Annotated in this window: 20 protein-coding genes, 1 tRNA gene, 3 pseudogenes and 1 other annotated feature; of the genes and pseudogenes, 15 read left to right on the top strand and 9 right to left on the bottom strand. The window is 37.7% G+C overall.

The window, feature by feature from the left end:
• Positions 1-118, top strand: a pseudogene (locus ACEN4N_RS09350) (IS30 family transposase); the annotation flags it as partial.
• 44 nt (positions 119-162) lie between these two features.
• Here the strand turns inward: ACEN4N_RS09350 and ACEN4N_RS09345 are convergent.
• Positions 163-507, bottom strand: a pseudogene (locus ACEN4N_RS09345) (transposase); the annotation flags it as partial.
• Between the two features lie 35 nt (positions 508-542).
• Between ACEN4N_RS09345 and ACEN4N_RS09340 the strand changes: the two are divergent.
• Positions 543-615, top strand: a tRNA-Thr gene (locus tag ACEN4N_RS09340).
• Between the two features lie 153 nt (positions 616-768).
• A complete protein-coding gene (locus ACEN4N_RS09335) occupies positions 769-1,413 on the top strand; it encodes a DUF937 domain-containing protein (protein ID WP_407090464.1) in 645 nt (214 codons plus the stop codon).
• A 53-nt stretch (positions 1,414-1,466) separates the two neighbouring features.
• Here ACEN4N_RS09335 and ACEN4N_RS09330 read toward each other — a convergent pair.
• Positions 1,467-1,926: pseudogene (locus ACEN4N_RS09330) on the bottom strand (M24 family metallopeptidase); the annotation flags it as partial.
• A 137-nt stretch (positions 1,927-2,063) separates the two neighbouring features.
• Between ACEN4N_RS09330 and ACEN4N_RS09325 the strand changes: the two are divergent.
• Positions 2,064-2,819 carry a hypothetical protein gene (locus ACEN4N_RS09325; protein ID WP_138405402.1) on the top strand — a complete coding sequence of 252 codons (756 nt, stop codon included), beginning with the start codon at positions 2,064-2,066 and terminating at the stop codon, positions 2,817-2,819.
• A 75-nt stretch (positions 2,820-2,894) separates the two neighbouring features.
• Here the strand turns inward: ACEN4N_RS09325 and brnQ are convergent, their stop codons facing one another.
• Entirely contained in the window at positions 2,895-4,250 is a 1,356-nt protein-coding gene (brnQ, locus tag ACEN4N_RS09320) for a branched-chain amino acid transport system II carrier protein (RefSeq protein WP_407090466.1), read from the bottom strand.
• Between the two features lie 407 nt (positions 4,251-4,657).
• Between brnQ and ACEN4N_RS09315 the strand changes: the two genes are divergently transcribed.
• The 4 genes from ACEN4N_RS09315 (at position 4,658) to ACEN4N_RS09300 (ending at position 8,192) form a co-directional block, all read left to right on the top strand.
• Positions 4,658-5,107 carry a hypothetical protein gene (locus tag ACEN4N_RS09315; RefSeq protein ID WP_407094116.1) on the top strand — a complete coding sequence of 150 codons (450 nt, stop codon included), beginning with the start codon at positions 4,658-4,660 and terminating at the stop codon, positions 5,105-5,107.
• Positions 5,104-6,120 carry a CehA/McbA family metallohydrolase gene (locus ACEN4N_RS09310; protein WP_138405405.1) on the top strand — a complete coding sequence of 339 codons (1,017 nt, stop codon included), beginning with the start codon at positions 5,104-5,106 and terminating at the stop codon, positions 6,118-6,120. Before ACEN4N_RS09315 ends, ACEN4N_RS09310 begins: the two co-directional genes overlap by 4 nt.
• 190 nt (positions 6,121-6,310) lie before the next feature.
• Positions 6,311-7,615, top strand: coding sequence for a nucleobase:cation symporter-2 family protein (locus tag ACEN4N_RS09305; RefSeq protein ID WP_338486985.1), 1,305 nt, complete (start codon positions 6,311-6,313; stop codon positions 7,613-7,615).
• Position 7,616: 1 nt separating this feature from the next.
• A complete protein-coding gene (locus tag ACEN4N_RS09300) occupies positions 7,617-8,192 on the top strand; it encodes a xanthine phosphoribosyltransferase (protein ID WP_138405407.1) in 576 nt (191 codons plus the stop codon).
• Between the two features lie 166 nt (positions 8,193-8,358).
• On the opposite strand, the gene ACEN4N_RS09295 is transcribed toward ACEN4N_RS09300, so the two are convergent.
• From ACEN4N_RS09295 to ACEN4N_RS09270, 6 genes are all read right to left on the bottom strand, one after another.
• The gene (locus ACEN4N_RS09295) at positions 8,359-8,571 is read right to left on the bottom strand and encodes a helix-turn-helix transcriptional regulator (RefSeq protein ID WP_407094115.1); all 213 of its coding nucleotides are present in this window, start codon (positions 8,569-8,571) and stop codon (positions 8,359-8,361) included.
• Positions 8,572-8,593: 22 nt separating this feature from the next.
• The gene (locus ACEN4N_RS09290) at positions 8,594-8,920 is read right to left on the bottom strand and encodes a DUF6442 family protein (protein WP_407094114.1); all 327 of its coding nucleotides are present in this window, start codon (positions 8,918-8,920) and stop codon (positions 8,594-8,596) included.
• Between the two features lie 152 nt (positions 8,921-9,072).
• Positions 9,073-9,561, bottom strand: a complete 489-nt coding sequence (locus ACEN4N_RS09285; protein WP_407090471.1) for a hypothetical protein — start codon at positions 9,559-9,561, stop codon at positions 9,073-9,075.
• Complete coding sequence (locus ACEN4N_RS09280) at positions 9,551-10,360, bottom strand: DUF3100 domain-containing protein (protein ID WP_197104260.1); 810 nt, start codon at positions 10,358-10,360, stop codon at positions 9,551-9,553. Before ACEN4N_RS09280 ends, ACEN4N_RS09285 begins: the two co-directional genes overlap by 11 nt.
• Complete coding sequence (locus ACEN4N_RS09275; protein WP_407094113.1) at positions 10,350-11,627, bottom strand: M20/M25/M40 family metallo-hydrolase; 1,278 nt, start codon at positions 11,625-11,627, stop codon at positions 10,350-10,352. Before ACEN4N_RS09275 ends, ACEN4N_RS09280 begins: the two co-directional genes overlap by 11 nt.
• A gap of 322 nt (positions 11,628-11,949) precedes the next feature.
• Complete coding sequence (locus ACEN4N_RS09270) at positions 11,950-12,273, bottom strand: rhodanese-like domain-containing protein (RefSeq protein ID WP_407090474.1); 324 nt, start codon at positions 12,271-12,273, stop codon at positions 11,950-11,952.
• A 140-nt stretch (positions 12,274-12,413) separates the two neighbouring features.
• Between ACEN4N_RS09270 and ACEN4N_RS09265 the strand changes: the two genes are divergently transcribed.
• From ACEN4N_RS09265 to ACEN4N_RS09235, 7 genes are all read left to right on the top strand, one after another.
• Positions 12,414-12,767: a DUF6176 family protein gene (locus ACEN4N_RS09265; protein WP_138405413.1), complete on the top strand. Its 354-nt coding sequence runs from the start codon at positions 12,414-12,416 to the stop codon at positions 12,765-12,767.
• A 231-nt stretch (positions 12,768-12,998) separates the two neighbouring features.
• A complete protein-coding gene (locus ACEN4N_RS09260; protein ID WP_407090475.1) occupies positions 12,999-13,514 on the top strand; it encodes a GNAT family N-acetyltransferase in 516 nt (171 codons plus the stop codon).
• Between the two features lie 76 nt (positions 13,515-13,590).
• Positions 13,591-14,151, top strand: a complete 561-nt coding sequence (locus ACEN4N_RS09255; RefSeq protein ID WP_407090476.1) for a GNAT family N-acetyltransferase — start codon at positions 13,591-13,593, stop codon at positions 14,149-14,151.
• A 15-nt stretch (positions 14,152-14,166) separates the two neighbouring features.
• Complete coding sequence (locus ACEN4N_RS09250; protein WP_407090477.1) at positions 14,167-15,114, top strand: nucleoside hydrolase; 948 nt, start codon at positions 14,167-14,169, stop codon at positions 15,112-15,114.
• Positions 15,115-15,181: 67 nt separating this feature from the next.
• Positions 15,182-15,408 (top strand) — a binding site (T-box leader).
• 54 nt (positions 15,409-15,462) lie between these two features.
• Positions 15,463-16,389 (top strand): homoserine O-succinyltransferase, encoded by a 927-nt coding sequence (gene metA / locus ACEN4N_RS09245; protein ID WP_407090478.1) that lies wholly within the window; start codon positions 15,463-15,465, stop codon positions 16,387-16,389.
• 1 nt (position 16,390) lies between these two features.
• On the top strand, positions 16,391-17,479 hold the full coding sequence (locus ACEN4N_RS09240) for an aminotransferase class I/II-fold pyridoxal phosphate-dependent enzyme (RefSeq protein WP_407094112.1): 1,089 nt from the start codon (positions 16,391-16,393) through the stop codon (positions 17,477-17,479).
• A 40-nt stretch (positions 17,480-17,519) separates the two neighbouring features.
• Positions 17,520-18,695 (top strand): MalY/PatB family protein, encoded by a 1,176-nt coding sequence (locus ACEN4N_RS09235; RefSeq protein WP_407090480.1) that lies wholly within the window; start codon positions 17,520-17,522, stop codon positions 18,693-18,695.
• Positions 18,696-18,858 lie beyond the last annotated feature (163 nt).

Here is an 18,858-nt window from a genome sequence, read left to right as displayed (position 1 = left end):
TGTGTCATCGATTGCACACAAACGGAACACGATTCCACGGAAATCCTTACACTACCGAACACCGTTGGAAGTATTTTTGAGTTACTTAGATGAAGCAGTTTTGTCTAGCTTAATTTGACAAATCAAACTACTTAAAAAAAGACGTCTTACTCATTCAAAAAGCTAATGCAAGAGGACAAGCGATTGAATATTCTCAAGCACTTCCCAAAAGAGGGAATCAAATACGTGAGATGATGCCAAACGAACTCTTAGTTGCCTGGCATGACTCGTTAGCCTTCCTGCAATATGAAAGAGTTTGAAACGAATTGTTGAAATGGTCGACCGTTTCATTTCCTTTGGAAAGGTCGCTTCTTTCATGAGATGGACCAAATTGTAGGCGATACAACTCATCATCATTCGAGCTTGATTCGCCACATAAGTTGAGCTGTCGGTCTTATCAAAGGAAAACCCATTCTTGATTTCTTTGATACAATTTTCCATCGTACCACGCTTTTGATACAGCTTAAATACAGTTTCGATAGTGATTAGTTAATAATTAACAAGCCGGCTTAGCTCAGTTGGTAGAGCATCTGATTTGTAATCAGAGGGTCGAGGGTTCAACTCCTTTAGCCAGCATACTTTAAGCATATTCTTACTTCGGTAGGAATGTGTTTTTTTTGTTTCTTCAGTTATTTTGAGTGGAGATTCTAGTGTCACAGTGTATTATATTAGCTTCAATCGTAGTTTTGTCATATAATTAAGTCAAATTAATATAAGAGGAGAATGGATATGGGTTTATTCGATCAAGCTACAAATTTGTTTGATATGTTTGTCTCAAATGATCAAAGTGAAGAGCAAGAAACATTGGCAAATCGCGCAGGATTAAGTACATCTGACTTTAGTAAGGTAGCTGCTTTAGGACTGCCAGCGATTCTTCAAGGAATCAATCGCAATACGAATGACAAAGCCGGAAATGAAGATTTTAACTCTGCCTTAAAACAACATGAAGATGTCGACCAGTATCAATCAATTAAGCAATTGTCGAGTGAAGTAGATCCACAAGATGGGGACAATATCTTAGGTCATATTTTCGGAAACAAAGACGGGGTAACAAACCGCATCTCAAATACAGTTGGTTTGTCATCTTCAGATGTGAAAAAAGTTTTAGTGCTTTTAGCACCCATCGTGATGAAATATTTTGCTGACCGTAAAAAGGAAAAGAACTTAGATAACACGGGAGTTCAACAAGAAACAGGAAGCATTCTAGGACAACTATCTAATTCGGTTAAAAATTATAGTAAAAATAATTCAAATTCTTTCGATATAGGTGGAATATTAGGTGGCTTATTCGGTAACGATTCGTCTAAAGGTACAACGGATACAAAACAAGAGGATGATGGTTTATTAGACAACGTCTTGGATATGTTCAAATAAAATTATTAAAAGCATTGAATTCACTCTAATAGAGGAGCAAATTCAATGCTTTTTTAATTTGTTTGGAGTGTCATAATGACAGGACCATCTTTTGTAATCGCAATAGAATGCTTATATTGAGCACAGTAGCTCCCATCTCGGGTACGTGCAGTCCAACCGTTAGAGTCCATCTTAACTTGCCATGTACCAGTTGTAATCATAGGTTCAATAGTAATGGTGATACCTTCTTCGAGGCATAAGCCACGTCCTGGTAATTCATAATGCGGAAAGTTTGGTTCTTCGTGAATCGAAGGTCTAATACGATGAGCCAAAAAATCTCTGGCCGCACCATAACCATGTGACACTGCATGTGTTTGAATCGCATGACTAATATCTCTCAGTCTGTTTCCAACAACTATCTGAAATTGCTCCATTTAGATCAACACAGAAGTCGATTTTGACGACATCCCCATTTTGAAGAATGTAATCTAAAGGAAAACCATGACATATTTCATCATTAACACTAATACAAGTAATTTATTTGCTAAAAATCTTTGTAACTATAGCAAATACAATCATGAATTAGTATAGAAACTAGATAGGTACGAGTGGTTATCAATAGTACTTTGTTTATAGAAGGAGTAAAATGAATTTATAGGAGGCGAAAGCTGATGAAACGATTAATTAAATCTGTTGTATTAGTAACAGCATTGACACTCCCACACATGATTATGCCTAATACGGAATTTGGTATAACGGAACAAATAGTTACGGCTGAGTCAGAAACGCCAAAAGAACATGCGCAATCAGTTGTGTCAACCTTAGCTGAGATGTATCCTGAAGATACGTTGCCAACTTACGTGTTGACGGCTGATTTACCTGAATATGTTACTGCTGCCACGACAGGTGTAGATGATCAAGATAACTTCAATATTTTTTATTATGCAGAAGACACACCCTTCGAAGTGAATGACTCTGCAGTCAATCGTTTAACACCAATAGCATCTTTAACTAAAACGACCTATCGAACAGAAGAAGCAGCCATTGAAGCAGTCAATCAAGTCTTAGATTTACAAGGGGACGAAGTTGATTTAGGTTATGATATTACGGGCTACTTGCAAGGTGCAGCCGGTTCAACGTATTTAAACTGGAAAGAAGGCAATTGGAGTCTGTTAATTCAAGCGAATAATATGAACGAAGAAAATCCAGTACCTTTAGCAGAATCGGTTGTTAAATATCTTGAAGAAGTCTACTTACCTGAACCTTCGAGCGTAGGGCAAGTGAGATTAAGCCCAGCAGAAGGCGAGACGTACGAAGATAATACGGTTGTTTGGCAAGAAGACAATGTAGTTTATCAAGTGAAACACATTGATCCAATGCAAGCAGTCGTTATGACAGGTTCAATTTCAGAACCGACCGAACAATAGTTATCTATAGACAAAAATTTAACCCCGTTTATACCGCTAAAATGACGGTATAGACGGGGTTTCTTTGTGTATGAACTAATTTGGTTGTGGTTGCATCTTCGTAAGGATTAAACCGACAATAAAGCCAACTAAAGCAGGGACGACCCAACCAAAGCCAATAATAAAGAAAGGCAAGAATGAGTTTGCAAAATTGACAAACATATCTGCTTGGAACCATTGATATAAAGGCTGTGGTAAGGCAGCCACCATATCAAACAGCGCCGCAAGTAATGTAAAGAATGTGACACTACGGTAGATTGTCTGGCTTTTAATTACGGGCTCGAGTAGATGTAAAAGGATTAAAGTAATGGCTAATGGGTAAAGCAACATCAAGACAGGTGTTGAATACGAGATGATTAAATCTAAGCCAATATTTGCCACTAAAAAGGCCATCAGTGTCGCAATGATTGTCCAAACCCGTTGAGTAACAAAGCTCGGGAACAAGTCCGCAAAGGTTTCCGCTAAAGCAACAACCAGTCCAATCGCCGTCTTCAAACACGCCACAGCCATCACACCTGCAAGTAGAATTTGTCCAAACAGACCAAAGTAATGTTGAGTAATTATCGACATCGCCACTCCACCATTAGGAGCAACTTCCGCAAAATTAAGACTTTGAGTCCCTAAGAGCGCTAGGCAAAGATAAATTAAAGCCATGACCGCTAAACTAAAAATCCCACTTTTAACTGTCTCAGAAGCTAAACGGGTCGGTTCCGTAACTCCAATTTGACGAATGGATTTAATAATTATAATTCCAAAAGCTAAACCAGCTAAACCATCCATCGTATTGTAACCTTCAAGCAGTCCCGTTGAAAAAGGAACAGTTTGATATGTTTCGACAGAGGCTGCACCTCCAATTAAAGGATCACCGGAAGTAAAGGCTCTAATGAGAATAATTGTTAGTAAAACTAAGAAAAGTGGATTCAAGTATCGTCCAATCCAATCTAAAATCCCACTAGGACGTAATGAGAAATATAAAACAATTGAATAAAAAATCAATGAATATATAAATAAAGATAGTGTATTAAATTCTTGAGGAATTAAAGTAGACAGTCCGACTTCATAAGACACAGTAGCTAAACGTGGTGTCGCGAAAAATGGGCCGATGGTCAAATATAAAGCAACAGTAAAGAAATAACTGTACCCTTTAGATATCTTTTGTGACATATCAATCACGGACTCACTTTGAGATAGTCCCATAGAAATCACTGCTAATAAAGGAAGACCTACAGCTGTTATGTTAAAGCCTAGGATTGCAGGCCAGACTGATCCGCCTGCCGCTTGACCAAGGGAAACCGGAAAGATTACATTTCCTGCCCCAAAGAAAAGTCCAAATAATAAGGAAGCAACAACAAGTGTTTCCCTAAATGAAAGTGTTAACTTTGGTTGTTTCATAATATACCTACTTCTATTGTTATAGTTTTATAAAAATCTAGTGTAATGGGATTAAGAAGATATTTCAATAGTTTTTTAAAAAAGGTGAAACAGAGTTTTATATAAAAGCGCTTATTATGGATACAATCAACCGAATATTAGGTGGGCAATCTAGTTTTATTTACATAAAATTAATATTAGGCGTCATGGAGTTTACACTAACTTTACTTAAATTTGATATTAAATTTACAAGCGTATGGTAATCTCATTTTATAGCTAAGTCGATCGAAGATGCTTTGCACAATACATTTTTGAGTTGCTCTACAGCATATAAAAGAGAAGTAAGCTAATTCAACAGAGTATCGAGAAAGGAGCTGGAACTAAGGTTGCAGTTTCTTTTGTTATTACTTCATTCTAAGGAGGACACTATGAGCATTTTTGAATTAGATTTAAGATTAGGTGAGTATGATACACAAACAAATATAAAAATCCCTTTTGAAATTAAAAATAAATATTCAGAATTAATCATTCATTTCAGTTACAATCCGGATAAAAGCAAGGACGATGTTGCCAGAAGGCAAGTTGAAGATGCCTTAAGAAAATACGACCAAGCTGATTTTGCGAGTGCAAAGCGCTTAGCATATGATCATTTACCGATTGATAAATTAATCACGTTATCATTATCAAAGAATGGCAAGTACTTAGGAGCACATCACAATAAAAGCAATGATCAAGAAATTACAATTAATAATGAAACAGCCAGTTTTGGATTTTGGCCTGTAGAAGTTGAACCTGCTGATTGGGAATTACAGTTAAATTGTCATTGTATTGCGAGTAAAGAAGTTGAGGCAAATATCCGAATTGAGGCGATAAAATGACAGCATACCAATTTCCAGTCGAAGTTCACTCACATACCATTCATAGTGATGGCCAATTTACGGTAAAGGACTTAGTTGAATCTGCCGTATCTTTTGGGTATAAAGGACTTATTCTAACTGATCATAACACATCAGCAGGTTACTCAGAGATGCCTATAGTGCCGGCTGTTAAGGATGGAGAACTAGTTACATTACACGGGATTGAATGGACAACTTACTTTGGCCATATGTTAGTTCATGATGCGGATTACGACGTTGACTGGCGTGAAGCAACCCCGAATACCATTGATAAATACATGGCAGAAGTCCAAGCGGCTAACGGGCTAGTGGGGATTGCCCATCCTTTCGATATGGGTAGTCCTATTTGTACGGGGTGCCATTGGGATTATCAAGTGAAAGACTATAATTTGGTTAATTATATCGAGATTTGGAATAGTAACCAGCCGCAGGATAAATCAGAATCGATCTTAGCTTATGATTTTTGGGTAGATAAATTGAAGAAAGGTTATGAGATTTCTTGCTCTGCTGGTCGCGATTGGCATCGGCCTGACACGTTAGATGCTAATATGGGCGTGACTTATCTTGATATACCTGAGTCTGAGCTAACGGCTGAGAATTTCAAAGCATCCCTGGGTCAAGGTCAATTTTATGTGACATTAGGAGCTGTCGTGGAGTTTCAATTACAAGCAAAAGACGTTACTCGGAGTTATCACATCGGTGACCGGGTGGAGTCGGAAGACTATAGTGAAGGTCAGATTCAAGTAAGGGTTGAACCCACTGAATTGCATGATTTGACGCAGTTTGCGGTTGAGAATGCCTATATGACGATATGGAATAATGAAGAAGTGATATACCAAAGTGAGCCTCTAAAATTATTAGATTCACCTTGGGAGATTGAGATTCCTTTGACGCAAGATTTAGCCAAGGGTTACGTGCGCTTTGATATTCGCGCGGACTTTCGTGGAATCAAGGCAACGCCAGTTGTTGTTGGGAATCCTATCTATATTAAGTAAGTCTTACAAGTTCAATGTTGTGGGTGGTAGGTTGACTGTCTCTTCAATATTGAACTTTTTTTGTATAGAGTTTTGTCAGTGTCACTAAAGTCGAACATTCAAAAGTTTTTGTTATGAATTATTCGACCTTTGATTAATGTTCGGGGCAGATTGTGTTAAATTCAATTAATCATTACAAGCGAGGTGTATCATGGAAAATACAAAGGAACAATTAGTAAAATATAAAATTGAAGACGTACCACCCACATCAGTTGCCGTTGTCTTAGCTTGGCAACATATTTTAGCGGCTTTTGCAGGGATTATTGCGGTCCCATTAGTCGTTAGTGCTGCCTTAGGTTTCTCAGTTGAAGAGACGTCATTTATGGTGAGTGCGACAATCTTTGTGTCAGGTCTAACGACGATTCTTCAGTCTAAAGGGCTTGGACCGATTGGGGCACGTGTGTCAGGGATGATGGGAACGGACTTTACCTTTGTGAATCCAGCGATTAGCGTGGGGTCGCAGTTTGGGATTGCTGGGATTGTTGGTGCAACGATTGCGGGATCATTTGTTGAAATTATTTTAAGTCGTTTTATTAAGCCGTTAACTCGCTTCTTCCCACCATTAATTACCGGGACGGTTGTTGCTCTGATTGGTATTACCTTACTTCCAGTGAGTATGGATTGGGCAGCTGGAGGTGTTGGTGCATCGGATTATGGGTCACTGCGTAACTTGACCGTAGCTTTTGCTGTAATGGTATTCACTTTATTCTTGAACCATTTTGGTAAAGGCATCTGGAGCACGGCTTCAGTATTTATTGGAATGATTGTGGGTTACATTATCTGTATTCCATTAGGCATGGTTGACTTAACTGAAGTGTATGCAGCTGATTGGATTGCTCTTCCAAGTATTTTACGTTATGGTGTGCATTTTGACTTAGCATCAACGCTTGCTTTCGTTCCAGCCTATCTTGTATCAACGATTGGTACTTTCGGAATTATGATTGCAATCGGGGAAGCTTCAGGTGAGAAGATTTCTAGCGAAGGTCTTCAAGGTGGCGTACTATGTGATGGCGTGGGATCAATGATCTCAGGACTATTTGGAGCCGGTCCAAATACCGCTTTCTCACAAAACGTAGGATTAATTACTTTGACTAAGGTTGCTAGCCGTCGCGTGATGATCTTGGCGGGTATTTTCTTGACAATCTTAGGTATTTTCCCTAAATTAAGTGCATTGATAGCTGTCATGCCTCAACCTGTTCTAGGTGGTGTAGGTGTGATTATGTTCGGACTGGTTGCCGCTCAAGGTATCAAGACGTTATCTCAAGTTCACTTAGGGGACCGTGAATTATTAATTATCTCAGTGGCCTTCGCCTTAGGAATTGGTGTAACTGTACGCCCAGACATCCTAAGTGGCTTACCACAAGCTGTTCAGATGATCTTATCATCAGGTATCTCAACAGGTACTTTAGCTGCTTTAATCTTGAATATTGTCTTAAAAGAATCGAAAGGTGAGTAATATGAAGTTATTAGAAGATAAAATCCTCAACGTCGGTCGTGTACTCGGGGATGACATATTAAAAGTGGACTCATTTTTGAACCATATGATTGACACAGACTTAATGATGGCGATGGGTGAAGACTTCTACCAACACTTTAAAGATAAACCCATCAATAAAATTCTAACCCTTGAAGTATCAGGGATTGCGGTCGCTTTCGGTGCAGCCCAATACTTCAAAGTGCCAGTCTTATTCGCTAAAAAGATTGAATCTTTAACGCTAGGTAAAGATGTTTACACTAGTGAGGTTATCTCATATACAAAGAACAAGCGTTACAATATCAATGTCGCTAAAAGCTTCCTAACAGAAGATGACCACGTCCTTATTATCGACGACTTTTTAGCTAAAGGTGAAGCCTTAAAAGGCATGTTCGACCTATGCCAACAAGCCGGTGCAACCGTAGAAGGCGTTGGTATCGCAATTGAGAAAATCTTCCAAGGTGGCGGACAAAAATACCGCGACCAAGGCTACGATGTCTACAGCCAAGCGATGATTGAGCGTTTTGAAAATGGCCAAGTGATTTTTATAGGAGAATAGTTATAATTAGATAAAAGCCTGCAGTCAAGTTGATTTATGGAATCAACTTGGCTGCAGGCTTTTTCTTGTGGGGGTAGCGAGATCTTTCTTCGATACCGCTTCTCATATTGCAGAGTAAACCCCGCTAGTCTGCATAACCGCGTCTCATTATTCAGAGTAGGCGCAATCACACATCAAAATAAAACAAGTCCTCGAATTTTTGGTCAAGTGCGATGCATAAGATCAGGGCCAGTTTGGCTGTGGGGTTGAATTGGCCGGTTTCAATAGAGCTGATGGTATTGCGTGATACTCCGATTTCTTTGGCCAAGGCGGCTTGGGAGTATCCCTTTTCTGTGCGGGCTTTCTTTAAGTTATTTTTTAATATTAATTCATTATCCATAGATGGTCACCACTTTATTGGACTAGAAACTTATAATATTCAGATGGCTTAGAAATTGATATAGAAATAAGAGGCTGGTACAGCTAAAGGTAAGGGTGAAAAAGATAGTGGTTTTAGTCTTATTTCTAATTAATTGATAGGCGAAGTTAGATAAGCATGTAAACTGTGAAAGTAAAGCAATGGCTAATCTGCCTTCTAAATCAAGCGGTGTAAAGTGTGAGATAACAATCCAAGAGAAAATTAATACACCGATTGAAAAGTCAGCTCCTTGTAATTTAAGTTGTTGGCCTCGCTCATCCGATAATTCATTTTCTTTGCGACTTTTTGTTAATATTTCTTCTTTGTTCATGTTAACACTCCTCTAAGATAAGTTGACAAGTATACTTGGCATGACTATATAGAACACCTGCCAAGTATGCTTGTCAACCCTCGGTGCAAAAATAGCCGCAAAGCCCACTCTTCTAGGAGAAACAAGCTTCACGGCTATTTATATATCAAGAATTATCCTGCAATCGATAACCCAAATTGTGCCACGATTGTTGTTAATAAGTAAGCACCTGAGAAGACAAAAATCGCTACGATTAATATTTTCCAAGATGTCTTAGTCAAATCAACTAATTGATTTGCGACCGAGATACCTGCAAAAGCCAATACCGGTGTTGTGATCGATAAGAAATCAACTGCCAGTATCGCTTCAACAATAAAGTTACTCATTAAACAAAAGACAATTGAAACAATCGATACCCAACCTAAGATCGGGAAGTCTTGAATGAACTGAACTTTGATTTTTTTCATTAGATCAGAGATCAAAATACCTAACATACTGAACAGCCATAAGAAGCCAAGGCCGACAAAAGTGAGTGTTTGAATAGGCGTTGAGTCAGGATTCTTCCATAATTTTACTTGTTGTGTAAATAAGATAAATACTAAACTTAAGACAATAACCAGCCCAAAGTGAGCATATTTATTTAAACTTTTATTATTTTCCATGATCGTAGTTATCTCCTCTAGTTAAAGTGTTATACATAAAGCGTTGAAGTGGGATGGCTAAGAAGACCATTGTGTATGTTCCTAAGAAACTGGTTAACAATTGACTAGCAGAGGCATAAGCTAAGATGATTTCTTCACTTTCCGGACGAAGTGCGGCAACAGCTGAAGCAGCCGCTGTCATCATTGAAGCAGAACCCATTCCTGCAGCCATTCCTAACGCACGAACATCAAAACCAAAGTTTAGTAACAATGGTGCAAATAAACTGAAGAAAATAGAACCGAATAATGTTCCGATTAAGTACATTGAAAGAACTCCACGGCCTTCGGCTGACTCGAGCGTGTATTTTTCAGTAATATAAGCTAATTCCCCTTCACGGCTTAACCCAAGCGTAGCACCGATCGCTGTACGTTTAAGTCCTAACATTAATGCAATAGGTAGAGCGAATAAAATCGTACCTAAGTTTCCGATTTCTTGGAATAGGAACACCCAACCAACAGAAAGAATTTCAGTAATTTGAGGGGCTACACTTGCGCCGTAATAAGCCATTAATGGCAACATAATGAATAAAAGGTTTTTTGATGCGAATTGCACATTTTCATCACTATATACTTTTTTGAAAATCCCTTTTCGAAAAGCTGGAACAGCAAAAATCATCCCGAAAAAGACCGCAAAAACAAGTGGTAAAATGGATACAGAAAATGAACCAAAGCTAATACTTTGGAAACCAATTATTTCAGCTAAGAAAATAACAACAAAAGCAAAGCAAATTAAGTAAAGTAGATGTTTCTTATTTTTCATTCGATTCTCCTTGAGTGATAGTTTGGATATAGCTTTCATATTCTTTATAAGAACGGCTGTATAGTTGGTTTTTATCGATACGGCCGTTCATTTTATTTAAGACACTAATTAAAAATTCTGGAAATTCTTGAAGAACAAATTCGTCATCAACCATGCGTAGATCATCACCATGAATGACACCAGTGAAACCGCCATAACTAATTTGAATACTAGGCATCATAAATGATAAATCGCCAATATCTCCAGCAGCAGCAACGGCACCGCGGTCGTCAATCCATTTTGTAATCGTATCTTGTTCTTTGAACGCTTCCGCAACGAAGGTTGATAAATAACGATCTTGTACAAATGGTAAGTAACCCATCTGAGTTTGTATCTCAACATCACCTTCCAATGAATAAGCGCTCCCTTTAGCCACTTTATCCATGCGTTCTGCTACGGTTTTCATATAATCAACTGAGATTGTGCGTAAATCCGTTCCAACTTGTACTTGATTCGGAATGACATTCGTTGAGAAGCTTCCATGATCAATGACCGGGTTAATACGTACGTATAGATCCTCGCGTAATTGTTGGCGCATTAAGCCTAAACCAGTATTGAATAAGGTCGACATGCTGTAAGCATTGATTCCACTGAACGGGTCCCAACCAGCATGTGTTGCTTTACCTTTGAAATTATAATGTTTATATAAGAATCCAGCTAAATCACAATTGATTTCAACTGTTTTCTCTTCTTCGCCACCAATAGTGTGCACACACATCGCAAAGTCAACATCATCAAAGACGCCCAACTTCATTGCTTCAGGTTTTCCACCCAAATAAGTGATCGTTCCTTCGTCGATTAATTGTTGGCGGTATTCTAAATCAATAAATTCTTCCGCAGGAACGAAGACAAAAGCAATATTAAAGTCAAAATCTTTGTAACGTTCACCTTCTGTTAAGTAACCATAGAGTGATAAAGCAGTTGTCACTTGAGTAAGGTGACCACATGCATGCGCCGCTCCTGACTGCGAATCAGCTTGGAAGTGACTCGGAACACGAACCGCATCCAATTCTGCAATGAATGCCACTGTTATATCCTGTTGGTGATTTAAATCAACGCGCATACCTGTCGTTGAAAAATACTCAATCACTTGATCTGGATTTGTCTCAGTAATAAAGTCTTCCACCGTTTTCATAGTCCGGAATTCTTTATAACCTAATTCTGGATGAGTAAAGATGTCGTCTGAGATAGCTTTCATTTTTTCGAAATTTTCTTTGAAATAATTCAATGATAAAACTCCTTATAAAGTATTTACCAAACGAATATAATACAAACATCATAAAATTTATATAAATCACAGACATTAAAACGTATTCAAAGGTGGAACGTTTGTGCTTCTCCACAGTTATGAATAAAAAAATCAAGACGTCATATCACTTAAATGAGTATGATAATAGACAAAAGTTTGGGAGTAAAAGATGACTGAAAAAAGGCGAGATGATCCGGCTAGTTGGTTATTTGTTGTTACATCAATATTCTTTCCCATCATGACTGAACGCAAAGAACACCCTACTGATTTGAGTAGGGTGTTTGGTTAAATATCAGTCATTTTACAATAAGACAGTAAAATCATTGGAATGCTCAAGTTGACCTGGCCAATTTTGAGTCCCATCTTCCACACAGATTGCTTTGAAGCCGTGTTCGCTTAGGAAGTGACATGCTTTCTCTGCACGCTTGCCTGTTTTACAAATGATGTAGTAAGTCTCATCTTCGTTTAAGGCTGGTGTATGTTTAGGCAGAGAATCTAATGGTATGTTGATGGCATTAGGTACATGTCCCATCTCATATTCATCTGTATCCCGAACATCTAAAATAATCAAAGGTTCAGAGTTAGCTTTTTGATAAAACGATGTTATATCAATATTTTTATGCATAGCTATAAGATGCCTCCATATGTTTAAATTAATACATTAAATCCTAGCATACACGCATTAAAATGACAATTTAAGTTTTTATTATGAATGTGCTTTCTAAATTGTTAGAATAGACTTGATAAAAAAAAGGAGAATTTAAAATGAATCATTTAAACGTCGAATTAACACGCTTTCGAGTGAAGCCTGGTAAAAGCAAGCAAGTTGATGAATGGCTGGCTTTTCTTAATCATCATATGGACGATGTTCTTGTTACTTTAGAAGGTGAGAAAATGTATATTGAATCAATTTTACGAGAACAACTAGATGGGCACGAGTATCTTTATTGGTATTCAATCCAAGGTGAAGGTGGCATTGAAGTTGAAGAATCGAACCACTATATAGATAAAAAGCATTTAGAGTATTGGCAAGAGTGTATCGATCAAGCATATGAACCGGTAGATTTAACAACAGAAGTTGTCATGATACCTAAGAGAATCCAACAATATATGAATTAAAATATAAAGACGAAGCGTGCCTCATAGTAAATGTGTGAGGTGCGTTTTTTAAGTAAATCTTAGGTGTTTTGGGCTTTCAGGTCGTCGTAATTTCTACGACAACCCGGTAAAGGCTTTCCGTATCATTGTAGGAATTACGACGATACGGAAACTGTTTTTCATATGAAAACGTTATGATAGATTAATTGAATTAATTAATATGTAAAGAAGTAAGCTAATGGGGTGAGAATTATGGGATTAACTGTTAGAAAAGCACGAATAGATGATGCAATGACTATTGGTAAGATTCAAGTGAGTAGTTGGCAGTCAACTTATCAAGGCGTCGTATCGGACGAAGTTTTAAATAATATGAGTCTGAATAATAGTGTCGATCGTTGGAAAAGTATACTTGAGAGAGATGCTTTGACTTATGTTTTAGAGAAGGACAAAGAAGTCGTAGGTTATATTAGTGGAGGTTTACAAAGAAAAGACAGTTACCCAGCTTATAAAGGTGAACTTCATTCGATTTATTTGAGTAGGTCAGCCCAAGGATTAGGAGGAGGCCGTCTTTTAGTTGATACACTAGTGAAAAAATTTAAAACCATTGGAATTAGATCAATGATAGTCATTGTATTTAGTGGTAATGCTCGATCTATTCGCTTTTATAAGAATTTGGGTGGAGAATTTATTGGAATAGAAACAATTAAAATTGAAAATCAAATACTCGAAGAACAGGTATATGGCTTTAAATTCACGAACAATGAATAAGCAAAAAAATTATCATTCGTATTTGTTTGTGCTTCCTGTAAGAAGCATTTATGATAAGCTTTTAGGAGATGAGACGATGAAACATATTGGTACAAAAGAAATTGAAACAGACCGCCTTTTGTTAAGACGTTTTGTTGAAGCAGATGCTCAAGCTGTTTATACAAACTATGCAAGTGATGATCTAGCAACTAAATACTTAACTTGGCCGAGTCACCAAGATGTTTCAGTTACTGAAGCGATTCTTGACACATGGGTTGAAGGATATGGTGACTTATCTCAATATAAGTGGGCAATTACTTTAAAGAGAAACCCGAGTGAAGCGCTGGGAGATATTACTGCTAGCATTCCACATGATTTTGACAAAATTGATGCATGCGAGATTGGTTACGTCTTAAGTCCAAAGTATTGGGGACAAGGTTACATGAGTGAAGCGATGAAGGCTTTAACGAAATATTTATTAAAAGAAGCAGGCTTTAACCGTGTCATTGCTAGGCACGACGTGGCCAATCCAGCTTCAGGAAAAGTCATGCAGAAGGCTGGTTTACAATTCGAGGGAATCCATCGTCAAGGCAGTTTAAATAATACAGGAATTATTGATACGGCCCAGTACGCCATTTTAAAAGAAGATATATTATAGATAGGAGACATAATTATGAGACGCGTCATTATTGATTCAGATACAGCTGGGGATGATACAACAGCGATTTTGATGGCTTTAAATCATTTTAAAGTCGAAGGGATTACAATCGCAGCAGGAAATGTTGAGTTCAATCAACAAGTTGAAAATGCCTTAGTCACCGTTGAAACATACGGTCCTAAAGAAAAAGTCCCCGTGTTTAAAGGACATCAAAGTCCCATGACTTCCCTATCAACAAAAGCCCACTTAACCGTCGAGGAAATTCAAGGTGGTAATGGAATGGGAGATGCTCACTTTCCGAAACCAAAGCAAAGTGCAGAAAGTGAACATGCAGTTGACTTTATCATCCGAACTATTAAAGAGAATCCGGGTGAAATTGAAATTATCGCCTTAGCACCCTTAACAAATTTGGCAATGGCTATTAAGCGTGATCCAAGTATCCTACCTGACATTAAACACATCTGGATAATGGGTGGAATTAATAATGCCTTAGGAAATGTCGCAGCAGTAGCAGAATATAATTTCTATGTTGATCCAGAAGCGGCGCGAATTGTACTTCATTCAGGAGTTCCAAAAACAATGGTAACTTGGGACGCAAGTCTAGATTTTGGTGTTATTTATGATGAAGACATTGAAGTGTTAGAAGCATTAAATACCAAAGATTCAAAATTTTTTCTAGATGTGAATCTATTTGTTAAAGCCTTTGAATTTGCGAAACGTGGTGTGGACGGGATTACATGTACAGACTCGTTACTGGCCGCCGTTGCAGCAGATGACTCACTCGTACTCGATGCAACAGACTATTATGTTGATATCGAAACAGCTGGGAATTTAACCCGCGGTTTTAACTTAGTAGACCGTGAAAATGAATTACAACAAGCCCCAAACATCCGTGTCATTGAAAATATTGACAGCCATAAATTTAAATATATGTTAAAAGATATGCTAGCGAATATTCTTTAATCTTGGATCGAGTTGACTTTAATTAAAGACTTCGTTAAAATGTTAATTAATGATGAGAATTTAATGATAAAAATCGACGAAGAGAAGAGTAGCAAATTGACTTTGTTTAAGAGAGCCCGGCTGGTGTGAAAGGGCACAAAAAAATTTGTGAAGATGAACTCTGAGTATTAGCTAAGTGAAAGCTTTTCTAACGGTAGCAACCGATACCTTGCTAACGTTTATATAGACGTATTAAGGCACTTATTGTGAGATAAGTGTAAATTTGGGTGGTAACACGATATTGTCGTCCCTAATCAGAGAGCTGATTAGGGGCGATTTTTTTATTTTAAAAAAGAAAGGAAGTTGAGTATGCCAATTAAAATTGTTGAAGGATTACCCATACGCAAGGAATTAAAGAGAGAACAAATAGTGACAATGGATGAGAGCACGGCACGTACTCAAGACATTCGTCCCCTTAAAATACTCATTCTTAATCTCATGCCTAAAAAAGAAACGACAGAACTGCAATTATTGCGATTATTAGGTAATACACCGCTTCAAATAGAAGTAGATTTAATGTATACAGCAACTTACGAAGCGTCCAATACACCGATCAGTCACTTAAATCAATATTACAAAACGTTTGATGAAATTAAAGACCAACAATATGATGGGCTTATTATTACAGGCGCTCCTGTAGAGCAATATGAATATAATGAAGTCAATTATATTGATGAGCTGAAGATAATATTAGATTGGTCTCAAAAAAATGTCTTTTCTCGATTATTTATTTGTTGGGGAGCTCAATATGCTTTAAATTATTTTTACGGCATCAACAGTTATAAACTTGAACAAAAGTTATTTGGCATTTATGAATATGACGTATTAGAAGCAGAACATCCCTTACTTCGTGGTTTTAACGACACATATCAAGTGCCACAATCACGTCATACTTCAATTTCTATTGAGACCATACAAGCTCAAAAAGCATTGAAAGTCGCTACAAAACATCCAAAATTTGGACCAGATATTATTACAACAACCGACAATCTAGACATATATTTATTAGGGCACTTGGAATATGACCGAGAAACATTACATCAGGAATATCAACGCGATAAGGAGGCAGGAAGTAAAATAGCTCTACCAGAAAATTATTATCCAGGAGTCGATGATTCGAAAATGCCAAAATTTACGTGGAAAAGCAATGCCTTTCTTCTATACAATAATTGGCTTAATGAGGTTTACCAACATACCTATTATAATTTGGAAGATATTTTAAAGGAGGATAAATAAAATGACAACACACATCAATACTAAACTTGTCCAATTAGGAAATCGAAAAGATCCATCAACAGGAGCCGTCGTTGCTCCTATCCACTTAGCGACAACTTACGCTCATCCAGGTTTAGGGCAAAGTACCGGATATGATTATACACGAACGAATAACCCAACCCGAGATATCTTAGAAGAGGGCTTAGCAGCTTTAGAAGGTGGCGAGAGAGCGGTCGTTACAAGTTCAGGCATGAGCGCGATTCAATTGGCTTTTCAACTTTTTAAACAAGGTAGTCATTTTTTAGTTTTACGCGATTTATACGGTGGAAGCTTCCGATACTTTGAGCACCTTGAAGCAGAGAATTTAGCACAATTTACTTACTTCGAAACCGAAGCAGACTTTGAAAAACTAATCAGCGATGACATATCAGGGCTATTCATTGAAACACCGACAAATCCATTAATGCAAGAGGTTGATATTCAACGCATCGCAGATTTAACGCATCAACATGGTGCACTATTACTCGTGGATAATACTTTATTAACGCCACTTCGCCAAAGACCCTTAGAATTAGGTGCAGACATTGTACTTTATTCAGGAACAAAATATTTAACGGGACATAATGATATCTTAGCTGGAGTGGTCGTTACAAATGATAAAGGTATGGGTGAAAAGTTAGGCTGGTTATCTAATACAACCGGTCCTACTTTATCAGCCTTTGACTGTTGGTTGTTTATTCGTAGTTTGAAAACTTTACCGATTCGATTAGACCGACAAGAAGCAACTGCGCAAGAAATTGTGACCTGGTTAAAGCAGCAGGAACAAGTTAAAGATGTGTTATATGCTGGAAAAGGTGCCATGATAAGCATCCGCTTAAAAGGTGAAGCGAAAGTGGGACCATTCTTAGAGAAGTTACAAGTATTTACATATGCCGAAAGTTTAGGTGGGGTTGAAAGTTTAATTACATATCCAACAACACAAACACATGCAGACATACCAAAAGAATTGCGTGAATCCTATGGCTTAACGCCTGATTTATTAAGGTTGTCTATTGGTTTAGAAAATTCTTCCGATTTAATTCAAGACTTAGAAGTTGCTTTGAAGGAGTAAAAGTGATTAGATGATTTTAGAAGAAAGAAGGTAGATGTGAGTGGAAATTGAAGAGTTTGTAGAAAAGTATTATGTTGAGCGTCAACATACAAATTCATTAAAATGGGACCTATTAGAAGAACGCTTTGGTCAAGCAGATTTACTCCCTTTATGGGTCGCTGATATGGACTTTAAGGTGAGTCAAGCTATTACAAAAACATTAAAAGATCGAATATTACATGGTGTTTATGGTTATACATTTGCTGGTAAATCATATTATCAAGCATATAATAACTGGATGGAAACGTATTTCTCTTTCCCGATAAAAGAAGAATGGGTTCGCTTTTCAACAGGTGCCGTTCAAGCGATTTACCACCTATTGTACACATTCACCGATGAAAATGATTCAGTGATTATTCAATCACCTGTTTATTATCCTTTTAGTGACGCGGTTAAAGATACAAATCGTCGATTAGTCAATGTCGACCTAGTGAATAACGATGGATATTTCACCATTGATTTTGAACGGTTTGAACAGGCAATTATCGGTCAATCGGTGAAATTATACATCCATTGTTCACCGCATAATCCAGTTGGACGAGTGTGGACAGAAGAAGAGCAAGCGAAGTTATTCGCCATTTGCCAAAAGCACAATGTGTTAATTATCTCTGATGAAATTCATCAAGACTTTACTTTTGAACATGAACATATCCCAGCAGCAAATGTTTCTGAAGGAGTTCACCGCCCACGAGTCATTACTGTAAACTCAGCGTCTAAATCCTTTAACATCGCTGGTTTAACCCATTGTAATATCGTAATCACAGACGATGAGTTGCGTCAAAAATATGATGATTTCGCAAATTCCATGATTAAAACAGAAGCGAATATTATGGGGCTATTTGCTTCCGAGGCTGCTTATGTGGATGGTATGGATTGGATGGCCTCATTGAAGAATGTCATTTACCATAATTATGAAATCGTCCGCGATTACTTCACAAAATTCGCACCAGAAATAACAGTATCACCACTCGAAGGGACATATTTAGTGTTTGTAGATTTACGCAAAGTAGTAAAAAGTGATGAGATGGTCGAATTCATTCAGGAAAAATGCGGGCTCGCAGTGGATTACGGAGAATGGTTTGGTGAAGGTTACGAAGGTTTTATTCGTTTAAATCTTGCGACAAAACCAGAAAATATCGAAAAAGCTGTCCAAACAATTGTTGAACAGCTAGGATAATGCAAAATAAGACCTTCCGTCAGTGAAGGTCTTTTATTATGTGCGCCCGGCATGGGCGATAACTTGGTGGTGAAAGTCCACTACAGACTTGGCAGTAGGAACTGTTAGCTAAAGGCAAGGGTGTCCACCGTGAGGTGGAATCTGAAGGAAGCCGGAGGCAAAC

The organism is Ruoffia sp. FAM 20857 (genome assembly GCF_045528645.1).
GTDB classification, from domain to species: Bacteria; Bacillota; Bacilli; order Lactobacillales; family Aerococcaceae; genus Ruoffia; species Ruoffia halotolerans.
This window is presented reverse-complemented; position numbering and strand designations above follow the sequence as displayed.

Coding starts and splice junctions, on each gene's coding strand:
- ACEN4N_RS09335 (WP_407090464.1), top strand. CDS start 769: ATGGGTTTATTCGATCAAGCTACAAATTTGTTTGATATGTTTGTCTCA.
- ACEN4N_RS09325 (WP_138405402.1), top strand. CDS start 2,064: ATGAAACGATTAATTAAATCTGTTGTATTAGTAACAGCATTGACACTC.
- brnQ (WP_407090466.1), bottom strand. CDS start 4,250: ATGAAACAACCAAAGTTAACACTTTCATTTAGGGAAACACTTGTTGTT.
- ACEN4N_RS09315 (WP_407094116.1), top strand. CDS start 4,658: ATGAGCATTTTTGAATTAGATTTAAGATTAGGTGAGTATGATACACAA.
- ACEN4N_RS09310 (WP_138405405.1), top strand. CDS start 5,104: ATGACAGCATACCAATTTCCAGTCGAAGTTCACTCACATACCATTCAT.
- ACEN4N_RS09305 (WP_338486985.1), top strand. CDS start 6,311: ATGGAAAATACAAAGGAACAATTAGTAAAATATAAAATTGAAGACGTA.
- ACEN4N_RS09300 (WP_138405407.1), top strand. CDS start 7,617: ATGAAGTTATTAGAAGATAAAATCCTCAACGTCGGTCGTGTACTCGGG.
- ACEN4N_RS09295 (WP_407094115.1), bottom strand. CDS start 8,571: ATGGATAATGAATTAATATTAAAAAATAACTTAAAGAAAGCCCGCACA.
- ACEN4N_RS09290 (WP_407094114.1), bottom strand. CDS start 8,920: ATGAACAAAGAAGAAATATTAACAAAAAGTCGCAAAGAAAATGAATTA.
- ACEN4N_RS09285 (WP_407090471.1), bottom strand. CDS start 9,561: ATGGAAAATAATAAAAGTTTAAATAAATATGCTCACTTTGGGCTGGTT.
- ACEN4N_RS09280 (WP_197104260.1), bottom strand. CDS start 10,360: ATGAAAAATAAGAAACATCTACTTTACTTAATTTGCTTTGCTTTTGTT.
- ACEN4N_RS09270 (WP_407090474.1), bottom strand. CDS start 12,273: ATGCATAAAAATATTGATATAACATCGTTTTATCAAAAAGCTAACTCT.
- ACEN4N_RS09265 (WP_138405413.1), top strand. CDS start 12,414: ATGAATCATTTAAACGTCGAATTAACACGCTTTCGAGTGAAGCCTGGT.
- ACEN4N_RS09260 (WP_407090475.1), top strand. CDS start 12,999: ATGGGATTAACTGTTAGAAAAGCACGAATAGATGATGCAATGACTATT.
- ACEN4N_RS09255 (WP_407090476.1), top strand. CDS start 13,591: ATGAAACATATTGGTACAAAAGAAATTGAAACAGACCGCCTTTTGTTA.
- ACEN4N_RS09250 (WP_407090477.1), top strand. CDS start 14,167: ATGAGACGCGTCATTATTGATTCAGATACAGCTGGGGATGATACAACA.
- metA (WP_407090478.1), top strand. CDS start 15,463: ATGCCAATTAAAATTGTTGAAGGATTACCCATACGCAAGGAATTAAAG.
- ACEN4N_RS09240 (WP_407094112.1), top strand. CDS start 16,391: ATGACAACACACATCAATACTAAACTTGTCCAATTAGGAAATCGAAAA.